This is a genomic window from Sorangium aterium (assembly GCF_028368935.1).
GTDB lineage: Bacteria > Myxococcota_A > Polyangia > Polyangiales > Polyangiaceae > Sorangium > Sorangium atrum.
The window spans coordinates 1,650,134-1,670,488 of sequence record NZ_JAQNDK010000003.1; the positions used below are offsets into that span (position 1 = coordinate 1,650,134).

At 72.6% G+C, this 20,355-nt stretch carries 14 protein-coding genes and 2 riboswitches; of the genes, 7 read left to right on the forward strand and 7 right to left on the reverse strand.

Annotated features, from left to right (window positions below; translation table 11 throughout):
- Positions 1 to 272 precede the first annotated feature (272 nt).
- Both POL72_RS30500 and POL72_RS30505 read right to left on the reverse strand, forming a co-directional pair.
- The gene (locus POL72_RS30500) at positions 273 to 1,634 is read right to left on the reverse strand and encodes a serine hydrolase domain-containing protein (RefSeq protein WP_272099687.1); all 1,362 of its coding nucleotides are present in this window, start codon (positions 1,632 to 1,634) and stop codon (positions 273 to 275) included.
- Positions 1,635 to 2,104: 470 nt separating this feature from the next.
- Entirely contained in the window at positions 2,105 to 2,698 is a 594-nt protein-coding gene (locus tag POL72_RS30505; protein WP_272099689.1) for a Uma2 family endonuclease, read from the reverse strand.
- A 49-nt stretch (positions 2,699 to 2,747) separates the two neighbouring features.
- Between POL72_RS30505 and POL72_RS30510 the strand changes: the two genes are divergently transcribed.
- Positions 2,748 to 3,236 (forward strand): type II toxin-antitoxin system RatA family toxin, encoded by a 489-nt coding sequence (locus POL72_RS30510; protein ID WP_272099691.1) that lies wholly within the window; start codon positions 2,748 to 2,750, stop codon positions 3,234 to 3,236.
- A 27-nt stretch (positions 3,237 to 3,263) separates the two neighbouring features.
- Here the strand turns inward: POL72_RS30510 and traA are convergent, their stop codons facing one another.
- On the reverse strand, positions 3,264 to 4,604 hold the full coding sequence (gene traA, locus POL72_RS30515; RefSeq protein ID WP_272099693.1) for an outer membrane exchange protein TraA family protein: 1,341 nt from the start codon (positions 4,602 to 4,604) through the stop codon (positions 3,264 to 3,266).
- Between the two features lie 197 nt (positions 4,605 to 4,801).
- Entirely contained in the window at positions 4,802 to 7,669 is a 2,868-nt protein-coding gene (locus POL72_RS30520) for a helix-turn-helix domain-containing protein (protein ID WP_272099694.1), read from the reverse strand.
- Positions 7,670 to 7,792: 123 nt separating this feature from the next.
- Between POL72_RS30520 and POL72_RS30525 the strand changes: the two genes are divergently transcribed.
- Positions 7,793 to 8,368: a prolyl hydroxylase family protein gene (locus POL72_RS30525; RefSeq protein WP_272099696.1), complete on the forward strand. Its 576-nt coding sequence runs from the start codon at positions 7,793 to 7,795 to the stop codon at positions 8,366 to 8,368.
- Between the two features lie 33 nt (positions 8,369 to 8,401).
- Here POL72_RS30525 and POL72_RS30530 read toward each other — a convergent pair whose 3' ends face one another.
- A complete protein-coding gene (locus POL72_RS30530) occupies positions 8,402 to 9,268 on the reverse strand; it encodes an NAD-dependent protein deacetylase (protein WP_272099698.1) in 867 nt (288 codons plus the stop codon).
- A gap of 125 nt (positions 9,269 to 9,393) precedes the next feature.
- Positions 9,394 to 9,601: riboswitch (cobalamin riboswitch) on the forward strand.
- Positions 9,602 to 9,856: 255 nt separating this feature from the next.
- Here POL72_RS30530 and POL72_RS52335 point away from each other — a divergent pair.
- From POL72_RS52335 to POL72_RS30540, 3 genes are read left to right on the forward strand one after another with little or no spacing between them, the layout of a single operon-like run.
- On the forward strand, positions 9,857 to 10,039 hold the full coding sequence (locus POL72_RS52335) for a hypothetical protein (RefSeq protein ID WP_276597277.1): 183 nt from the start codon (positions 9,857 to 9,859) through the stop codon (positions 10,037 to 10,039).
- Positions 10,036 to 12,363 carry a ribonucleoside-diphosphate reductase subunit alpha gene (locus POL72_RS30535; RefSeq protein ID WP_308738136.1) on the forward strand — a complete coding sequence of 776 codons (2,328 nt, stop codon included), beginning with the start codon at positions 10,036 to 10,038 and terminating at the stop codon, positions 12,361 to 12,363. Before POL72_RS52335 ends, POL72_RS30535 begins: the two co-directional genes overlap by 4 nt.
- Positions 12,360 to 13,379, forward strand: a complete 1,020-nt coding sequence (locus POL72_RS30540) for a ribonucleotide-diphosphate reductase subunit beta (RefSeq protein WP_272099700.1) — start codon at positions 12,360 to 12,362, stop codon at positions 13,377 to 13,379. The genes POL72_RS30535 and POL72_RS30540 overlap by 4 nt, the downstream gene beginning before the upstream one ends.
- A gap of 29 nt (positions 13,380 to 13,408) precedes the next feature.
- On the opposite strand, the gene POL72_RS30545 is transcribed toward POL72_RS30540, so the two are convergent.
- Positions 13,409 to 14,641 carry a YncE family protein gene (locus tag POL72_RS30545; protein WP_272099701.1) on the reverse strand — a complete coding sequence of 411 codons (1,233 nt, stop codon included), beginning with the start codon at positions 14,639 to 14,641 and terminating at the stop codon, positions 13,409 to 13,411.
- Positions 14,635 to 16,629: a TonB-dependent receptor domain-containing protein gene (locus tag POL72_RS30550; RefSeq protein ID WP_272099703.1), complete on the reverse strand. Its 1,995-nt coding sequence runs from the start codon at positions 16,627 to 16,629 to the stop codon at positions 14,635 to 14,637. Before POL72_RS30550 ends, POL72_RS30545 begins: the two co-directional genes overlap by 7 nt.
- Positions 16,630 to 16,872: 243 nt before the next feature.
- Positions 16,873 to 17,099, reverse strand: a riboswitch (cobalamin riboswitch).
- A 254-nt stretch (positions 17,100 to 17,353) separates the two neighbouring features.
- Between POL72_RS30550 and dhbC the strand changes: the two genes are divergently transcribed.
- On the forward strand, positions 17,354 to 18,604 hold the full coding sequence (gene dhbC / locus POL72_RS30555) for an isochorismate synthase DhbC (protein ID WP_272099705.1): 1,251 nt from the start codon (positions 17,354 to 17,356) through the stop codon (positions 18,602 to 18,604).
- Positions 18,601 to 20,271, forward strand: a complete 1,671-nt coding sequence (locus tag POL72_RS30560; RefSeq protein WP_272099707.1) for a (2,3-dihydroxybenzoyl)adenylate synthase — start codon at positions 18,601 to 18,603, stop codon at positions 20,269 to 20,271. Before dhbC ends, POL72_RS30560 begins: the two co-directional genes overlap by 4 nt.
- Positions 20,272 to 20,355 lie beyond the last annotated feature (84 nt).

The window sequence follows — 20,355 nt, forward strand, 5'->3', positions numbered from 1 at the left end:
AGCCGGGGCTCTCAGAGAAGTGAAATGACGGTGCAGAGATCTCATGATCGGCTCCTGGTCGCGTGCGGGCGCCCTCTGTTCGTCGCCGCGAGCCGGCGGCTTGCGCCACCGGGCCTCGCTGCGTTCATCGGAGAGCGCCCCTCGTTTTCGTAACGCTGTTCCCGGACTCGTGAGGTTCGTTCATGCCTCCAGCGAGCCCGTCCTCAAAACTCGGCATGTGGATCCTGCCGACACCGCTGTCGTGACCACCGGCCTGGGAGCGGGCCCGGGGCTCACTCGCACAGCGCGGCTTCGGAGAGCGCGAGGACGTTGGCGTACGCGGCGTAGGCCTCCTCGCGGGTGTGGACGCTCGGCACGGCCGAGGGCAGCGCCGTGACGGCGACGGTGACGGCGCGGCCGTCCTCGGTGACGCCGCCGCTGGTCTCGTAGCCGAAGATGTCGCCGCCGTGGCCCCAGAGGACGCCGCCGCAGCTCAGCGGGCTACTGCTCAGACCGAGCCCGTACCGGTAGCCGGGCCACATGGCGGAAGCGTCCACGGTCGTACGCATTTCCTCGAGCTGCGCCGCATCGAGCAGCTCGCCGCCGAGCAGGGCGGAGAAGAAGCGGTTCACGTCGCTCGGCGTGGAGATGATGTTCCCGGCGGCCCCCGCCTGGGACGGGTCGAGTTCCGTGACGTCGCGCAGCGGCTCACCGAGCGCCGCGTGATAACCCCTGGGATGGCACCCCCGGATGCCCTGCTCGCCGACGTCGGGGATATAGGTGCTGCGCAGCCCGATGCGCTCGATGACCCGGCGTGTGATCTCCTCGGCCAGAGGGCGGCCGGTGACCCTCTCGACGAGCAAGCCGGCGACGATGTAGTTCGTGTTGCTGTACGCCCATTCGGCGCCAGGGGCGAACGTCGCCGGCTGCGTCAGCGCCAGGTCGAGCAGGGCGCGGGGCTGGAAATAGGTGTGCAGGACCTCGAAGACGTCCTCGCCCAGGGCCAGCCCGACGTAATCGGGCAGGCCGCTCGTGTGCTGCAGCAGCTGGCGCACCGTGATCTCGCGCCCGTCGATGCCGTCGCCGCGGACGAGATCCGGCAGGTACGTCTCGATCGGCGCGTCGAGGTCGACCTTGCCCTCGCCGACGAGCTGCAGGACGACCACCGCGGTGAAGGGCTTGCTGTTGCTGCCGATGCGCACCCGCCCGTCGACAGGCACGCTCGCACCGGTCTCCAGGTCGCCGACACCGGCGGTGTAGTGACGGGTCTGCCCGTCGCGGTCACCGACGGCGACCAGGACGGCGGGGAACTTGTCGTCGCGCACCAGGCGGTCCGCGCCTTGCTGCACAATGTCGTCGGGATCCATGTTGGCGTGGAGGGTGGGATCGCCGGTGCACTCGCCTGACGGTTTTCCTCCGCCTCCGCCTCCGCCGCTGCCGCTGCCGCTGCCGCTGCCGCTGCCGCTGCCGGCGTCGTCGCCGCCACCGCCGCTCTCGTCTCCCCCTGCACCGCTCTCGGCGCCGCTGCCGCCCGCGCCGCTTGCGGCGTGCGTCGTCGCCGGCGCCCCGCTGCCGTCGGAGCAGCCCGCAAGCAGGGCTGAAGACCCGAGCAGCGCCGAGACGAGGACCGTCGAGAGCACGCTTCGCATACGCATGGTTGCTGCGCGGGCGGCCGGTGTTCTCGGGGAAGCGAAGCGATGGTGCGGAGATTTCATGATCGGCTCCTGGTCGTGTACCGGCTCCCTCGAATGACCGTCGCGAACCGGCGGCTCACGCCCCCGGGCATCGCCACGTTGCTCGAAGCGCGCCGCTCGATTTCGGAGCTCTGTGCCCGGACTCGGAAGGATCGTTCACGTCCGGAGGCGAAATTTCTCTCCAGGACGCCGTCGATGGCGTGTGAGGGACGTTGGAACGCCCTCGGCGCCGTCGCGCATCACCACGGCAGGTTCCACGTCGACCTCGCCGCAGCGGGAGGGCGGGTGGTCGTGTTCCGTCACCGTCACCTCATGAACGGCGAGATACGCATGGTGTCACTCCGGATGCCCTGCTCTCAACGGGAGGACGCACGTAGTGTCACCCGGCAGGACGCCGCGGCGGTGGAGGAAGCTCATCACCAATACTGGAGTCACCCCTCCACCTCCGTCGCGACCTGGGCGAGCGGGTCCCGGTAAACCTCGTCGACCGACAGAGCGCACCCGATCGCCTCGAGGTGCACGCCCTCTCCCGCGCGGGCCTCCCGGAGCGTCCACGAGTCGTCCTCGTTGCGGTGAAACACCTCGATGCGCTGCTCGTGCTGCGAGACGAGCACGTACTCCCGGAGCGAGGGGATCCGCCGGTAGTGCGCGAACTTCTGCCCACGGTCGTAGGCCTCCGAGCTCTCGGAGAGGACCTCGACCAGAACGATCGGGTTAAGAGCTGCGTCCTTGTCCTCGAGATCGCACTCGAGCCTCCCGCAAACGACGCTGACGTCAGAGTACGTGGAGAGCCCGGTCGCCTGGACCCGGACGCGCAGATCAGCGGAGTAGACCGCGCAGGGCCGCTCGCGGAGCTGCGCCCGGAGTTCCGCGATCACGTTCGCGCACAGGCGCGCGTGCTCCGGCGTTCCACCGGCCATCGCGAAGATCTCGCCGTTCCGGAACTCGTGCTTCGTCGGGCTCGCCCGCTCCTGCTCGAGATACTCGGCGTATGTCCAGACGATCCCGCGCGCCGGCTCGTTCATGGTCCCGCAATATGCCACGCCAGCGCGTCGCGACCCTATGCTCGGCGCCATGCCCACGATCCAGAGCACCGCCGAGATCGACACCGCCTGCGACGCGCTCTTCGCGCTGTCCCAGGACTACGATCTCCGGCTCGAGTGGGACCCGTTCCTCCGCGAGATGCGCTACCGCGACGGCGCGACCGAGCCCGCCGTCGGCGTGCGGGTGTGGGTGCGGGCGAAGAACGGGCTGTCCATGGAGGCCCGTTACATCACCCTGAACCCGCCGGAGCAGGTGGCCATCACCATGGTCGAGGGGCCGCGGATCTTCCGCCAGTTCTCGGGCGCGTGGCTCTTCAAGGCGCTGTCCCCGCAGCGGACCCGCGTCACGTTCCGCTACAACTTCACCGCGCGCCCGCAGGTCCTCGCCCCGGTGCTGGAGCCGGTGATGGCGGCCGTGCTGAAGCGCGACATCGAGCAGCGCCTCGCCGGGCTCAAGCAGAGCGCCGAGACGACGGACATCCTGCAGCGGCTGCCGCGGCGCGGCCCGGCAACCGTCTGACGCGCGGCAAGGCCGCGCTGCAGGAGCTCAGCGCGAGCCGCGCTCCGTGGCCGCGCTCCACCGCGAGGCCGCGCGCGTCCGGCGACGAGCGCCCGCGAGCCCGAGCCCGAGCCCCGCGAGCGCGAAGGCGAGCCCGCCGCCCTGCCGCCCCTCGCCGCCGACCCGGCATCCGCAGCCGCCGTCACCGCTCACAGAGACAGGCTCGGACGCCCCGCCACCGCCCTCCCCGCCCCCACCCGCGCCGGCGCCGCCCGCGCCGCCGGAGCCCGCGTCGGGGCCCGGCTCGGGCGGCGGCGCGACGCAGGCGTGCGCCACGGAGTCGCAGACCTCGCCGTCATCGCAGTCCGCATCGCTCACGCACGCGACGCACGCCGGCGTGCCCTCCACGAGGGCGCAGCGCGGCGCCGCCGCGCTGCACGGGTCGCACGAAGGCCCGCAGAAGGCGTCGACGGCGCACGGCGCACACAGCGCGGCGTCGTTGCAGTAGGAGCCCGCCTCGCAGCCGTTGTTTCCGCTCTGGCCGATGAACTCGCGGCCGCACTGCGCACAGGCGTCCTCGTCCGACGCGGAGGCGTCGCCCGCCACGCTCCGATGGAACGCCGCCGGCTCGAGCAGCGTGAAGCCGGACTCGGCGAGGTTCGTGCTGGCGGCCTCGCCGGCCCTGAGCTGAAAATCCGCGAACTCGCCTACCAGGAGCGACACCTCGAGCTCTGAATGCTCGACGATCGCGGCATAGAGGATCTCGACGGGGTACAGGCCCTCCTCGGCGAACGTGACGGTATTCGTCATTCGCCAGCTGGGTGCGCCGAGCGCGGGTGGCTGCACCAGCACCGGATAGGCGGCCTGCGCCGAGTCGTAGATCACGAGGGCCACGGCGTCGTCGGCGTAAATGCCAAAGTGGACCGGCTGCTCGACATACTCGGGCGGCACGGCAAGGTAGCCGCGCAGGCGCATGCCGAACGCCACGTCGGGCTCGTTCGCGACGAAGTCGCACCCTCCTGCCGGGCAGTCGGAGGCAGCGTCCAGAAAATCGCCGAAGCTCACCTCGCCCCCGGCGCCGTACTTGTTCGAGAGATCGAGCGGTGTGCGCACCACGGAGCTCACGAGCTCTTCCTGCCCCGCGTCGAAGAACGTGTTCATCTTCTCGATGAAGCCCGCCCCGTCGCTCGTCGAAACCCAGAAGTCGACATCTGGCTCGGACGATGACCTTTGCGCGCCGCACAGGCCCGTTCCTCCCCCGGCGGGGAGCGGAGCTACAGGACCTCCTTCGATGATCACCGGCTCGGCGTTCGCGGAGCCCGGTGCTCCCAGCGCCGTGGAGAGGGCGAGCACGAAAGAGATCGTCAGCTTGGGACGTCGGTGGAACATGGTCGCTCCTGGCAAGGGAAACAGCGCAACTACGCGGCCGCTCGCATGCAACCCGCGGCGCACGGCACGTCACGTTATCCCGTGCTGGTAAGGCGGAGCCCATAGATCCCCTTCGCGGGCAAGATCCCGACGGCGAGCAGCGGAGTGTCCGCCCGCGGCGCTCCGTTCGTCGCCGGCGCGCGCAGCGGGCCACGCCCTCATCCGCCTGGCCGCGCGAGCGCCTCCCGCGTCGCCGCGGCCCCGGGGTGGCGCAGGCGCGCCCGCAGCGCCGCCGCCTCGGCGAGCAGCTCCCGCCCTCGCGCGCGCTCCTCGCCGCGCGCGGCCGCTGCGCGCGCGACGCCCGCCCAGTGCAGCGCGTCCGCCCTCGCCCACGCGTCCTCGCCCGCCCACGCAACAGCCGAGTCGGCGAGCGCCGTCGCGGACGCCGCCGCCCTCGCGCCGCGGGCCAGCGCGCACCGCGCGGCGACGACCGCGAGCCGGGCGCGGAACGGGCCGAACCCGCACGCTTCCGCGACATGCAGCCCCTCCAGCGCCTGCCGCGCGCCGTCGTCGAGCCGGCCAGCGGCGAGCGCGATCCGCGCCGCGAGCTCGTGGCACCGCAGCGCGACCTCCACCTCGCCCGTCGCGGAAGCCCAGCGGCGCGCCTCGACGAGGTGCGCCTCGGCCGGCGCGACATCGCCGTCGCCGCCTCCGTCCAGCAGCGCGAGGCCGAGCAGCGTGTGGCCGTGCGCGACGTGCCCCTCCCATCCCCTCCGCCTGCACTCGGCGATGTTCCGCTCCGTGGCCTCGCGCGCCTCGTCGCGGCGCCCGAGCGCGAGCGCGTGCTCCGCCTCCCAGAGCGCGCGGCGCGCCACCGGCGCGTCGCCCAGCTCCCGCAGGCGCGCGAAGCGCTCGCCCGCCGCGTCGACCTCGCCGAGGTCGTGCAGCACCGCGGCGAGCAGCGCCAGCGCGCGCACGGCGTGGACCTGGTCCGCGGCGCGACGGGCGCTCCCCGCGGCGCCTCCGGCGATCTCCGCCGATCGCTCGAGCAGGCCGCGCGCCCCGGTCAGGTTGCCCCGCAGCCGCTCGGTGTACGCCAGCGTGCGCAGGCCCATCGCGAGCAGCGCCGGGTCGCCCAGCGCACCGGCGAGCTCGTTGTGCGCCTCGTAGCAGGCGCAGGCGAACGCGAGGTCGCCGAGCGCACCGGCGTAGAGCCCCGCGTCGTACGCGAGCGACGCCCTCGCGCGCGCCGGCAGCGAGGCCGGCATGTCCCGAGGGTCGTCGCCGCCGGCGAACGCGCGCAGGATGCGGGCGCCGCGGGCCATGTCGCCGAGCTTGAGCCCGAGGTGCGCGAAGCCGCCGAGGGCGAGCGCGTAGATCTCGTACGCCTCGCCCGCCCGCCCGGCGCCGAGCAGCTCGGTGAGGATGGCCTCGTACGCGTCGACCGCCTCGCGTTCCCGCGGCGCCCGGCGCGGCGCCTCGTCGAGGCGCGGCGGCGGCGCGGCGCTCCCCGCGGCGTGGACGCGCTCCGGCGGCACGCCGAGCAGCGACTTGAAGTGCTGCCGCACGAAGGGGTGCGTCGAGTAGCAGCGCTCGCCCGGGCGCGCCGCGAACACGAGCCCCAGCCGCTCCAGCCGGGCGAGCCCGCGCGCGAGCTCCGCGGCGCCCCACGCCGCCATGGCGCCCGCGATCTCGCCGCCGGCCCGCACCAGCTGGAGCAGCGCCTCCTCGCCGGCGCCGCCGGGGAACACCGAGAGGCGCGCGAGGAGGTCCCGCTCGCCCGGCGGCAGCGCGCGCGCGTAGGCCGACAGCACCGAGCTCAGGCGGCGGGCGAGGACGTCGTCGTGCTCGGCCTCGGCGAGGTGCGCCGCTTGCGCCGCGGAGAGCCGCCCCGCGTCGCCGCCGAGGAACGCGCCCACGTAGGAGCCGAGGACGGCGACCGAGAGCGCGTGGCCGCCCGTCCTCTCGAACAGCGCGCCGAGGGCGCCGTCGTCGCCGCGGATGCCCCAGCGGCGCAGGAGCGACGCGGCGTCGCCCTCGCAGAGCGGCTCCGGCCGGATCGCCGCGAGCCCGCCCTCTGCCCAGGCGGACAGATCCGCGAGCTCGAAGCGCGACGTGACGAGCGCCCGCGCGCCGCCGAGCCCGGACGCGACCGCGCAGAGCAGCCGCCGGAGGAGCGCGTCGTGGAGCTCGCCGTGCGCGCGCCCTGCGCCCCCCTCGGCCTGCACGGTCTCGAGCCCGTCGAGCACGAGCAGGTGCGGCGGCCCCTGTCCCAGCGCCTCTTTCAGCCGCGCGAGCTGCTCTCCGGGCGCCGCCGGCGGCCGCGGCGCCACCGGACTCGAGGCGCCCGCGCCCTGCGCGAAGTAGGCCGCCGCCTGGTCGAGGAACGCCTCGGTCCTGGGATCGTCGTAGAAGCTCCAGACGAGCACCCCGCCGGGCCGCGGGGTGTCGCCGAGCCCCTGGAGGAAGCGCTCGGCGATCGCGGTCTTGCCCGCCCCGCCGATGCCGAGGAGCGCGATCACCCGTGGGGACGGCGGCGAACCGTCGGCCCACGTGGCGAGCCGATCGAGGGTCTCCGCGCGCCCGACGAAGTGCCGCGCTCGCTGGAGCGTGTGCGCGTGCAGCGGGCGCCACGCCGGGGCGGCTCCCTGCAACGGCGCGGGCCCGCCGGCCGGCGCCTTCCCCCCTGTCTCCTCGTCGAGCGCCCTCCCCGCCCCCGCGGGCGCCTTCCCCGCCCCCGCGGGCGCCTCCGCGGCCTGGCTCGATGCTCCCGCTTCCTCTGCGGCGGGCTCCGCCCCCGGCGCCGCCTCGGCCCCGACGACGAGCAGCTCCGCCTCGGCGAGGCCGAGCTCGGCGCCGAGGCGCTCGATGATGCGCCGCCGGGACGGGCTCCGGACCGAGAAGCCGAGCCGCGGATCGTTGACCGCGCCCGACTCGTAGCGGCGGTAGGTCCGCACGTCGACGCCGATCGACGCGGCGACCTGCTCCTGCGTCAGGTCGAGCTCGAGCCGCGCCCGCTGGAGGAGCGTGTGGTTGAAGCGGACCGCGGGCTCCACGCCGCCGCCCGCCCTGGAGACCCGTGCCATTGGTGCGAGCGCTCGATCATCGGCGATGCTGCGCTCTCCTGTCCACCGCGCTGCCCGGTCCTGCCCGGTCGTGCCCGGGTCCCGCCCTTCCGGATCCGGTCCGCCCGGGCCCACGCTCCACGCATGAGCACCCTGCACGCCGAACGAACCGCCCAGTGCACCGACTACACCGACGATCTCCGCATCTTCACGGTGACGAACGTCCTGTCGCCCGACGAGTGCGAGGGCTTCATCGCGCTCGCCGAGGCGCGAGGCTTCGAGCAGGCGCCGATCGGAGGGACCGAGATCATCAACCTCGAGGTGCGCAAGAACGGCCGCGTCATCGTCGACGATCCGGAGCTCGCCGCGAGCCTCTGGGAGCGGCTCGCGCCGTGGACGCCGCCGAGCTTCGGCCTCCACCGCGCCGTCGGGCTGAACGAGCGCTTCCGCTACTACCGGTACACCAAAGGCGAATATTTCAACTGGCACGGCGACGGGTCGTTCGTGCGATCCGACGGCGAGCGGAGCCTGTTCACCGCGATGATCTACCTGAACGACGACTTCGAGGGCGGCACGACCGATTTCTGGGGCGGTCGGAGCATCGCCCCGCGGCGCGGGATGGCGCTCCTGTTCGAGCACCGCCGGCTCCACCGCGGGGCCGCCGTGACGCGGGGGAGCAAGTACGTCCTCCGCAGCGATGTGATGTACCGGCGCGGGTGATCCAGCGCCGCGCGTGCGCCGGCGCTCGGCGCCTCACCGGGGCGCCGCGGTCGCGCGGACGCCGAGCGCCTCGGCGAGGCGCGGCAGCACCTCGCCGGCCCGGGCCTCGATCTTGAGCGCGCCGAGCTCCTCGCCGCGCGCGGAGCCGAGGTTGATCATGGCGATCGGCATGCCCCGCTGCGCGGCGCGCAGCACGAAGCGGTAGCCCGAGAAGACCGCCAGCGACGAGCCGACGACGAGGAGCGCGTCCGCCGCGTCCACGAGCGCGAAGGCCGCGTCGACGATCGGCCGGGCCACGTTCTCGCCGAAGAAGACGACGCGCGGCTTGAGCGGCCCCTCGCAGCGGAGGCACGGCGGCGCCCGGAAGCCCGCCACGTGCTCGGCGGGCAGGTCGGCATCGCCGTCGGGGGCGAGGTCGGCCGCGCGGCGCAGCCAGCCGGGGTTCTGCGCGAGGAGCCGCTCCTGGAGGGCGGCGCGCCGCTCCATCGCGCCGCACTCGAGGCAAGCGACCTCGGAGAGCGTCCCGTGCAGCTCGATGACGCGGCGGCTGCCCGCGGCCTGGTGGAGGCCGTCGACGTTCTGCGTGATGAGGCCGTCGAGTTGCCCGCCGTGCTCGAGCTGCGCGAGGGCGCGGTGGGCGGGGTTCGGCTCGGCCCTGGAGAACCGCTCCCAGCCGATCACGGCGCGCGCCCAGTACCGCTGCCGGATCTCGGCCGAGCGGGAGAACTCCCGCCCCTGGATCGGGTTCCGCGCGCGGCGCCGCGTCTCGGGACCTCGATAATCCGGGATGCCGGACTCGGTGCTGCACCCCGCGCCCGTCAGCGCCACGATCCGCTTGCCGCGCAGGAGCGCGACGAGGTCGTCGAGCGGATCCGCGAGGAGCGCTTCGCTGAGCGGCATACGCCCGGGTTGTGGCCCGCCACGGCGCGCACCGCCAGCGTCGACCGCGCAACCATGCAACCGACATGCAACCGAGCAAAGGAGCTCCCCCACAACATCTCGCTTGACCGGCTCACTGCACCACCATATGTAGTGCCCATGTTGGTGCCTCGGGCTTCGGCCCGGGGCTCAAAAGGGAACCCGGTGTGAGTCCGGGGCTGCCCCGCAGCGGTAAGCGAGAACGATCTCCACGACGCGCACTGGCCCTCGGGCTGGGAAGCGGTGGACCGTAGGAATCCGGCGAGAGCCGGAGCGCTCGTGAGCCCGAAGACCTGCCAACATCCTGCGCTGGGGAGACATCCCGCGCCGGTTTGACCTGGAAGCCTCGTGGGAGGCGGGTAGGTCCGAGCTGGCGCAGACTCTCGCGCTTGTCCCGGTTCCGACCCCCTCCCGCGTTGTCTTCCTTTCGTCCGCGGGGGCGAGCGGTCGGTCCGAGGGCTCCTCCAAGGAGCCTGGCGCACCCGTGCGCATCGGCTGGCTTTCTCGTTCTCGCGGCATCGACGCGAGCGGTCCGGGACCGCTCGGAACGAGCACGACGAGGAGGATGCCATGCTGAACGAACCGTTGGTGAAGAGCAACGGCGCGGCGCCGTTGCGCGCGCTCCACGCGCCTCACGCGCCCGCCATGACGAGCGCCGGCGCGGAGGAGACGCTCCCGCACACGACGATGCGTGTGAAGAAGCGCAACGGCTCGAGCGAGCCAGTCGACGTCAACAAGATCGTCGGGCGGTGAGCCGCTCCTGCGCGGCCCTGTCCGACGTCGACGCGCTCCGCGTCGCGACAAAGACCATCAGCGGCCTCTACGACGGCGCGACGACGCGCGAGCTCGATCAGCTCTCCATCCAGACGGCGGCGTCGCTCATCGCCGATGAGCCCCAGTACGCGAAGCTCGCCGCGCGCCTGCTCGCGACCTACATCGACAAGGAGGTCCGCAATCAGGAGATCCACGCCTTCTCGCAGTCCATCGCCGTGGGGCGGCGGCTGGGCCTCATCAACGACCGGCTCCACGGCTTCGTCGCGCAGAACGCCCGCAAGCTGAACGACGCCATCGAGCCGGGGCGCGACCACGAGCTCGAGTACTTCGGCCTGCGGACGCTCTACGACCGCTACCTGCTCAAGCACCCCGAGGCGCGCCTCGTCATCGAGACGCCGCAGCAGTTCTTCCTGCGCATCGCGTGCGCGCTGTCCGAGACGGCGGCGCAGGCCATCGAGCTCTACCGGCTCTTCTCGTCGCTCGATTACCTGCCGAGCTCACCGACGATGTTCAACTCCGGGACGAGCCACGAGCAGCTCTCGAGCTGCTTTCTGCTCGACTCGCCGGACGATCACCTCGAGACCATCTACCAGCGCTACACCGACGTCGCGATGCTCTCGAAGTTCTCGGGCGGCATCGGGCTCGCCTACCACCGGGTGCGCTCGCGCGGCTCGCTCATCGAGAGCACCAACGGGCACTCCAGCGGGATCGTGCCCTGGCTCAAGACGCTCGACGCGTCCGTCGCGGCCGTGAACCAGGGCGGCAAGCGCAAGGGCGCCTGCTGCGTCTACCTCGAGCCGTGGCACGCCGACGTGGAGGAGTTCCTCTCGCTGCGCGACAATACGGGCGACGAGGCGGCGCGCACGCACAACCTGAACCTCGCGAGCTGGGTCCCGGACCTCTTCATGAAGCGGGTCGAGGCCGACGGCGAATGGAGCCTGTTCGACCCGAAGGACGTGCGCGATCTCCCCGATCTCTACGGGGAGGAGTTCGATCGTCGCTACGTCGAGGCCGAGCGGGCGGGCCTCGCCAAGAAGACGATGAAGGCCCGCGAGCTCTACGCGCGGATGATGCGCACGCTCGCGCAGACGGGCAACGGCTGGATGACGTTCAAGGACAAGTCGAACCGCGCCTGCAACCAGACGGCGCTGCCGGGCCGGGTCGTCCACCTCTCGAACCTCTGCACCGAGATCCTGGAGGTGACCTCGAACGAGGAGTCGGCCGTCTGCAACCTGGGCTCGATCAACCTCGCTCGCCACACGACCACGCTGGCGGACGGCGCGATCGCGTTCGACTTCGAGAAGCTCGCGCGCACGGTGCGGACCGCGGTCCGCCAGCTCGACCGCGTCATCGACCTCAACTACTACCCCATCCCCTCGACGAGGCGATCGAACCTCCGCTGGCGGCCAGTCGGGCTCGGGCTCATGGGCCTGCAGGACGTGTTCTTCCAGATGCGCCTGCCCTTCGACGCTCCCGCGGCGCGGGAGCTCTCCAGGCGGATCTCGGAGGAGGTGTATTACCACGCGCTCTCGACGTCCGCGGACCTCGCGGCGGAGAAGGGGCGACACCCGGCGTTCGACGAGACGCGCGCCGCGCGCGGAGAGCTCCAGTTCGACGCGTGGAACGTCGTCCCGGAGGACACGGCCCGCTGGGAGGCGCTCCGCGCGCGCGTCCAGGCCGAGGGGCTCAGGAACTCGCTGCTGGTCGCCATCGCGCCGACGGCCACCATCGCGTCGATCGCGGGCTGCTACGAGTGCATCGAGCCGCAGGTGTCCAACCTCTTCAAGCGCGAGACGCTCTCCGGGGACTTCCTGCAGATGAACCGCTACCTGGTCGCGGAGCTCAAGCGGCTCGGCGCGTGGAACGACGCGGCGCGCACCCGGCTCAAGCTCGCGGAGGGCTCGGTCCAGGGCATGGACGAGCTGCCCGAGCAGCTGCGCGCCGTGTACCGGACGGCGTGGGAGATCCCGATGCGCTCGCTCATCGACATGGCCGCGGATCGCGGCGCCTTCATCGATCAGAGCCAGTCGCTGAACCTCTTCGTCGAGAACCCCACGATCGGCCAGCTCTCGAGCATGTACTTCCACGCATGGAAGAAGGGGCTCAAGACGACCTACTACCTGCGATCGCGCCCCGCGACGCGCATCGCCAAGGCGACCGTGGAGGCGGCGCCCGACCGCACGCCCGAGGGCGGCGCCGCGCCGCGACGCGAGGGCGGCTGGGGACAGGCGCCGCCGGCGAAGGCGGCCGCGGACGTGGCGTGCGCGCTCGAGAACCCCGAAGCCTGCGAGGCCTGCCAGTGAGCCGCGTCAGCCGCCCCGCGCGCCTCCTGGATCCGGGCCAGTGCCTCACCCTGCGCCCGATGGCCTATCCGGCCTTCTTCGAGATGTACCGCTCCTCCATCAAGAACACGTGGACCGTGGAGGAGGTCGATTTCTCCACGGACGTGGGCGACCTGCGGAAGATGACCGACGCGGAGCGGCACCTCGTGCAGCGCCTCGTCGCGTTCTTCGCCACGGGAGACTCCATCGTGGCGAACAACCTCGTCCTCAACCTGTACAGGCACATCAACGCCCCGGAGGCGCGGATGTACCTGTCGCGGCAGCTCTACGAAGAGGCGCTTCACGTCCAGTTCTATCTGACGCTCCTCGACACGTACATCCCCGATCCCGAGGACCGTCACCGCGCCTTCGCGGCCGTCGAGAACATCCCCTCGATCCGCCAGAAGGCCGATTTCTGCATGCGGTGGATCGATTCCATCGAGTCGGTCGGCCGGCTGGACTCGCGCGCCGATCGGCGGCGGTTCCTGCTGAACCTCATCTGCTTCGCCGCGTGCGTCGAGGGGCTCTTCTTCTTCGGCGCGTTCGCGTACGTGTACTTCCTGCGCTCGCGCGGCCTGCTCCACGGGCTCGCCGCGGGGACGAGCTGGGTCTTCCGCGACGAGAGCGCGCACATGCGCTTCGCCTTCGAGGTCGTGAGCACGGTGCGGCGCGAGGAGCCCGAGCTCTTCGACGCCGGGCTCTCTCAGTCGATCCTCGACATGATGGATGAGGCGATCGCCTGCGAGGCCCGGTTCGCCGAGGATCTCCTCGGGGCCGGCGTGGCGGGCATGTCGGCGCGCGACGTGCGCCGCTACCTCGAGTTCTGCGCCGACCAGCGGCTCGCCACGCTCGGCATGCCGAAGCGCTACGGAGCGAAGAACCCGTTCTCGTTCATGGATCTGCAAGACGTCCAGGAGGTCACGAACTTCTTCGAGCGCCGCGTCTCCGCGTATCAGGTCGGCGTCTCCGGCGAGGTCGTCCTCGACGCCTCGTTCTGACGCGATCAACCTACCGCCCGCAGGGCCGATCAGAGCCCGCCGATCCCTCGCGGCGGGAGCCCGATCTCGGTGTCGACGGTCGCGTCCTCCAGGGGCTCGAGCGCGCCGTTCGCAGCGACCTTCCAGCGCCGGAGCTTGTTCTTCTCCGCGTCGCTCAGCAGGCAGACGTCGCCGCAGCCGGGCGAGCAGTGGACGCCGCCGAAGGCGTAGGCCTGGGTTGCCAGGGCGAGCGTCGTGACCTCGCCCGTGGCGATGCTCACGGAGAAGGCGCGGTCCCCGGCGGACGCGCTGCCCGCGTAGGCCGTCCCGAGGAGGACGTCCTCGGAGGCGAAGGCGAGCGAGGGCTGGACCGCGGCGCCGAGCGCCCTCGCCACGCCGAGCCGCTTGATCTCCTCCGGGGGCGAGGTGCGAGCGTCGTAGATCACGATGTCGCTCGTCGCCGGGGTGTACTCCATCGTTTCGGCGTTGAAGCGGCTCGAGCAGGCCACCGCCAGCCGCTCTCCCGAGGGCGACACGGCGAGGCGCCCGCAGCCGTAGAGCCCCTGCACGTCGACCGTCCATGTGACGGCGCCCTGCTCCGGCGAGACGCCCACGAAGCGCCCTTCGCCCGCGGTCGAGAGGTCCGCGGCGAGCCGGCCGAGCGATACGACCACCTCGTCACCGACGCGCGCCATCCCCGACGGGCGCGGCAGGAGCCCCTCTTCCTCCTCCGGCAGGGCGATGCGCCCCGCGATGGAGTACTTCTTCGTGTCGACGATCAGGAGATCGCCGCCCTCATCGAACGGCTCCACGCCCGGGCTCGGGTTGCTCCCGTAGCGCGACACGAGCGCGCGGTCCGCGCCCACCTCGATGTAGTCCTGCGGGTTCGACTCGAACCCCTGCCCGACCGGGAGCTGCGCGAGGACCTCGGCGGTCTCGAGATCCATCCAGGTGATCACGTTCGTGCCGAACCGATCGAGCAAGACCACGCGGCCGGAGGGCGGCGCCGCCCTCGGGACGTCGACGTCGCCGGACAGCGCGAGGCTGAGCCCCGGCTTCGCCGCGCCGCTCGACACGAAGGAGGGCGACAGGGTGGTCCCGTCGAGCTCCGACACGACGATGTTCGTCGACTGGTAGTCGCTCGTCACGATGACGACGCCGCTCTCACACGCGTCGCCGTCGCCGCCGCCGTGGACGCCGCCCGTCGACGGCGGCGGTGAATCCACGTTGCACCCGAGGAGGGGAATCGAGATCGCGATCGCAGATAGACTGATCTTCACCATGTTGACTCCAGTGTGAAAAACACGCTCCGTCCCGGGAGCGGAAACCCGACGACATCCGTGCGCCGCGCGTCCAAGAGGTCCGCGACGCGACCCCTCACCGCGAGGTGCCCGCCGAGCCACCTCGCCTCCGCGTCGAGGTCGAGGGTCGCTTGCTCCGCGATCACGCCGAGGCCTGCGGGATCGGCGTACCGGCTCGACTGGTACACGGCCCGGAGCTCGCCCGACGCGCCCGAGAACACGGCGCCGTCCGGGCGGTTCCACTCGGCGTGCAGGCGCGGCGCGACGACGAGGCGCGAGCGGAACGGGAGGATGTCGTTCCTCGTCGTCCGCCCCGGCGTCGTGTCCCGCGGATCGAGAAGCGTCGCCGCAACCTCGGCGCGGAGGAACGGGGTCACCTCGACCCCGGCCAGGAGCTCTGCGCCCACGACGCGGGCGCGGCCGACGTTGTATGGGCTCACGTAGCCCTGGCCGGATCTCTCGTACGCGACGAGCCCGGAGACCGCGCTCCCGAACGCGAACGCGTCGATGAAGGCGCCGCGCACGACGGCGCCGCGCCCCGTCTGCGCCCGGATCCCGGCCTCGATCGTGGCGCCGGACTCCGGCTCGAGCTCCACGTTGCCGTGGACGACGCCGGAGACGCCGTACACCTCGCCGAGCGTCGGGACGCGGACGTAGCGGCCCACGGTCGCGAGGAGCCGGATCCGGTCGCTCCCCGCCTCCACGCCGACCCGCCCGGTCGGGACGAGCACGTCGCAAGGGCGCTCCCGGTCCGCGCCGGTGGCGTGGCACTCCCCGCTCGCGAGGGCGTGCAGCGCGAGCCCCTCGCCGAGGCGCACCTCCGCGCTGACAGCGCCGCGCGCGAACGAGCGCCGCGCCCGCGCGAGCGGGACGTCGTCCGGCGCGCGCGAGATGCCCTCGCGCGCGACCGAGAGCACGGGCCGCACCCGGAGCCGGTCGGCGAAGGAGAGCGTCGCCCCGAGCGTCTGCTCCAGGCGGCGGCCGGCGAGGCGGAGCTCCGGCGTGAGCAGCGCGAGCTCGAAGAGGGGGTCGTGGACCTCCGAGCGCGCCTCGATGAAGGAGGTGCGCGCCTCGATCGCGTGCTGCGCCTCGCCGCCGAACGGCACCCGCGCCACGACGGACGTCAGCGCGCGCCGCGACTCCCCCCGCGCCCTCCGGGACGGCAGGAGCGCGAGCCTCGGCATCCCCTGCTCGCGGTCGGTGCCGTTCGCGATCACGTCGACGATCGCGCCGCCCCCGAGCTCGACGCGCGCGAGCGCCCAGGCGTCGATCGTGCGCACGTCGGCGTTCTGCCGGCGCTCCAGGGTGTCGTCGCTCTCGTCGAAGAGCGTCCCGCGATCGTCCACGAACGCGTAGCGGTTCTCCGCGGCCTCGGCGCTCACCCCGACGATCGAGCTCACCGGCCCCGCGCTGGCGCCGGCGAACGCCCACCCGCGCCGCGCGCCGAGCGAGCCCGCCATCGCCCCCACGCCGGCCGTCGTCCGGGAAGGCCGCCGCGGCTCGAAGAAGATCGCGCCGCCGGGGCCGAGGCGGTCGGCCTCGATGGGCGCGTTGCCGCGGTAGATCTCGACGCGCTCGATGAGCCAGAGGGGCACGAGGGAGAGATCCGCCGTCCCCACGACGTCGTCGTTCAGGCGGACGCCGGCGAGGTACACAGGCGTCTGCGTGGCGGTCGCTCCCCGGAGGGCCGCGGTCGCCGGCCCGCCGAAGCCGCCCGACTCGATGATGAGGACGCCCGGCTGCGTGCGGAGCACGTCCGCCGCTCCGAGCCCCGCGCCGGTGAGGCGATCGCGGCTTAGCACCGACCCCGCGACGGACCTGTCCTTGGGCGGCGCGGGCGCGCGCAGGCGATCGCCCTCGACGCGCACCTCCAGCGGGGCTGTCTCCGGCGGAGCGACAGCGCGATCGCCCCCCTGCTCGCCCGCCGGCCTGCGCCGATCGTCGGCGCGGGCGGCAGGCGAGGCTGCCATGACGCTGCCGACCGCGAGCGCGAGCCAGCACGCCGCGCCGGCGCTCCGGCGCCGACGCGACCGACGATCCGAGGAATCAACCATTCACGCGCCGCCTGCCCGCGTCGACCCAGCGCTGCTCCGGGTGAGCCGAGAGCCGAAGCGAGGGGGCTGCGTGACGGGCCACGGCACCGCGCGCGAGCGAGGTGGTCGAGAGCCTGCGCGCCTTCCCCTCGAAGGCTCAGGTCAGCGCGCGCCAGCGCACCGGCGCGCGCACCTTCGGCAGGTCTTCGGACTCACGGGCGCTGCGGCCATCGCCGGCCGCTCTCCTACGGATCACCGCTTCCCAGGCTGCTCTGGTGCATGCCCAGTGCTTCTTGGTGATCGTCGTTCCCGTTCACCGCTGCGGGGGCAGTCCCGGATTCTCACCGGGTTCCCTTTTCAGCTCGCCCGGCGATGGCCGGACGAGCACCGATGGCGGGGCGACTCGTCGCACCCGTCACGCAGGATGTCAACGCAGAAGCGAAGGCCCGGGGCGCCCCGTCCACGGGCCCCACCGACGGCACACACCCGAGACAGAATCGGGAGTCCCTTGACAGTCTTGCTCGGCCGTGCCATGAGTTACTTGAAACTGATTTTCTTTATCAGAATCAAGCGGCCCGAGACCTGACGTCCAGCGCCCGATGACCCGAGCCCACGTGGCTCTCGACGCCCATCGGAGCTGAATGTGACGAGTTCCATCTCGATGTCGGCCTCTGCCGCGCTGCCCGCGGTGAACGCAGGGCAGCTGTTGAAGCAATACACCCCTGAGTCGGCGTTCTTCTTCGCGTCGCCGACACGCACCCTCCTCGCGCAGGGCGTACACGACATGATCCTCGAGCCGAACGGCGCGGATCAGGGCGATCGCCTCGCGGACCGCGTCACAAGGGTGCTCGCGGCGGCCTCGAGGGCCGGCGCCGGCCAGGGCCTCCCCATGGTGGTCGGCGCGGTGCCGTTCAACAGCACGTCGCCCGCTCACCTCATCGTGCCGCGGACGATCCAGAGCGCAGGCCCGCTCAACCACACGTCGGAGTCGCCGAGAGCGCACCTGCCGATGGCCATCCAGGAGCTGCGCCAGGTCCCGGAGCCCCGCGACTACGTGCGCGGCGTCGAGACGGCGGTGGGCCTGATGCGGTCCGAGGTGCTGAGCAAGGTGGTCCTCTCCAGGATGCTGGAGATGGTCCTGCGAGAGCCGGTCGATCTCCGCCTCGTCCTCCAGCGCCTCTCGCAGCAGAACCGCAACGGCTACACCTTCGCCGCCAACCTCTCGGATCCGACCGCGGGGCTCTCCGGCGCGGAGCGCGGCGGCGCGACGTCGCGCGCGCGGACGCTCCTCGGCGCGAGCCCGGAGCTGCTCCTGTCGCGCTCCGGGCTCCGGGTGATCGCCAATCCGCTCGCCGGCTCCGCGGTCCGCAGCCCGGACCCCGACGAGGACCGCCGGCGGGCGATCGCCCTGCTCGCGTCCGAGAAAGACCGGCACGAGCACGCCATCGTCGTCGACGCCGTCGCCGCCGCGCTCCGGCCGTTCTGCCGGCGCCTCAGCGTCCCCGACGAGCCTTCGCTCACGCAGACCCCGACGCTGTGGCACCTGTCGAGCCGGCTCACCGGGGAGCTGCGCGATCTCTCGATCTCCTCGATGAAGCTGGCCACAGCGCTGCACCCGACCCCCGCGGTGTGCGGATACCCCACGGACCGCGCCCGCGACGCCATCGAGGCGATCGAGCGGTTCGACCGCGGGTTCTTCACGGGGCTCGTGGGCTGGTCCGACGCCAGCGGCGACGGCGAGTGGGCGGTCGTCATCCGCTGCGCCGACGTCGCCGGCCGGGCGCTCCGCCTCTACGCCGGGGCCGGGATCGTCATCGGCTCGAGCGGCGAGCACGAGCTCGCCGAGACCACCGCCAAGCTCGGGACGATGCTGAACGCGCTCGGCCTCGACAAGGCGCCGGAGAGGGCATGAGCTCTCAGGAGGAAAGCCGGCAGGCGCCCGCGCAGGCGCGAACGCAGGCGCTCGACGGCTGGACTCCGTGGCCGGCCGAGATGGCCGATCTCTACCGGCGCGCCGGCTACTGGCGCGGCGACACCTTCGGGCGCCTGCTCCGCGAGCGGGCCGCGCGGCACCCGGATCGGATCGCGCTCGTCGGCGGCGATCGCCGGCTGAGCTACGGTGAGCTCGATCGGCGCGCCGATCGCCTCGCCGCGGGCCTCCTGCGCCTCGGGCTCCGTCCGAGGGATCGCGTCGTGGTCCAGCTCCCGAACATCGCGGAGTTCTTCGAGGTGTGCTTCGCGCTGTTCCGGCTCGGGGCGCTCCCCGTGCTGGCCCTGCCCGCGCACCGGCGCGCCGAGATCGCGTATTTCTGCGAGCACACCGAGGCGGTCGCGTACGTCATCGCCGACCGGGACGGCGGGTTCGATTACCGGGAGCTGGCGAGCCAGATCCGGCGCGACGTCAGTACCTTGCGGCACGTGCTCGTGGCCGGCGAGCCGGGCGAGCACACGGCGCTCTCCAGCCTGGACCGGGAGCCCGTCGAGCTCCCGGAGCCCGCCGCGGGGGACGTCGCCTTCTTCCAGCTGTCCGGCGGGAGCACCGGCGTACCGAAGCTCATCCCGAGGACGCACGACGACTACCTCTACAGCGTTCGGGCCAGCGCGGAGATCTGCGGGCTCGACGAGGGCAGCGTCTACCTCGCCGTCCTCCCCGTCGCGCACAACTTCACGCTCAGCTCGCCAGGGAGCCTGGGCGTGCTCCACGCCGGCGGCCGCGTGGTGCTCTGCCGCCGCCCCAGCCCGGACGAGGCGTTCCCGTGGATCGAGCGGGAGCGGGTCACGCTGACCGCGCTGGTGCCGCCGCTGGCCTCGGTCTGGCTGGAGTCGGCCCGGGCGGCGCGGCACGACCTGTCGAGCTTGAAGGTGCTCCAGGTGGGCGGCGCCAGGCTCCCCGCGGAGGTCGCGCGCCGCGTGGGGCCGACCCTGGGCTGCAAGGTGCAGCAGGTGTTCGGGATGGCGGAGGGGCTCGTCAACTACACCCGCCTCGACGACCCCGACGCCATCGCGCTCGAGACGCAGGGTCGGCCCATCTCGCCCCACGACGAGGTCCGCGTCGTGGACGACGAGGACCGCGACGTCGAGCCCGGGCAGGTCGGCCACCTGCTCACGCGAGGGCCCTACACGATCCGCGGCTATTACAGGGCCGACGCGCACAACGAGAAGGCGTTCACGCGCGACGGCTTCTACCGCACCGGCGATCTCGTGCGGCGGACCCCAGAGGGCTACCTCGTCGTGGAGGGCCGCGCCAAGGATCAGATCAACCGCGGCGGCGAGAAGATCGCGGCCGAGGAGGTCGAGAACCACGTCCTCGCCCACCCGGCGGTGCGCGACGCGGCGCTCGTCGCCATGCCGGACGCCCACCTCGGCGAGCGGTCGTGCGCGTTCCTCGTGGCGCGCGGGCAGCCGCCGCCGGCGAGGGAGATCAACGCCTTCCTGCGCGAGCGCGGCGTCGCCCCGTACAAGGTGCCCGATCGCATCGAGTGGCTCGACGCCCTCCCGACGACGAGCGTCGGCAAGGTGGACAAGAAGGCGCTCCGCCGCTGGATCGCCGACAGGCTCGCGCAGGGAGCGCGCGCCTGAGAGGACAGCGCGAGCCGAGGCGGCGCAGCGACGCCCGCGGCCGTTCCGTCGACAGGAGCGCTGCGACCACAAGAGACGAGAAGA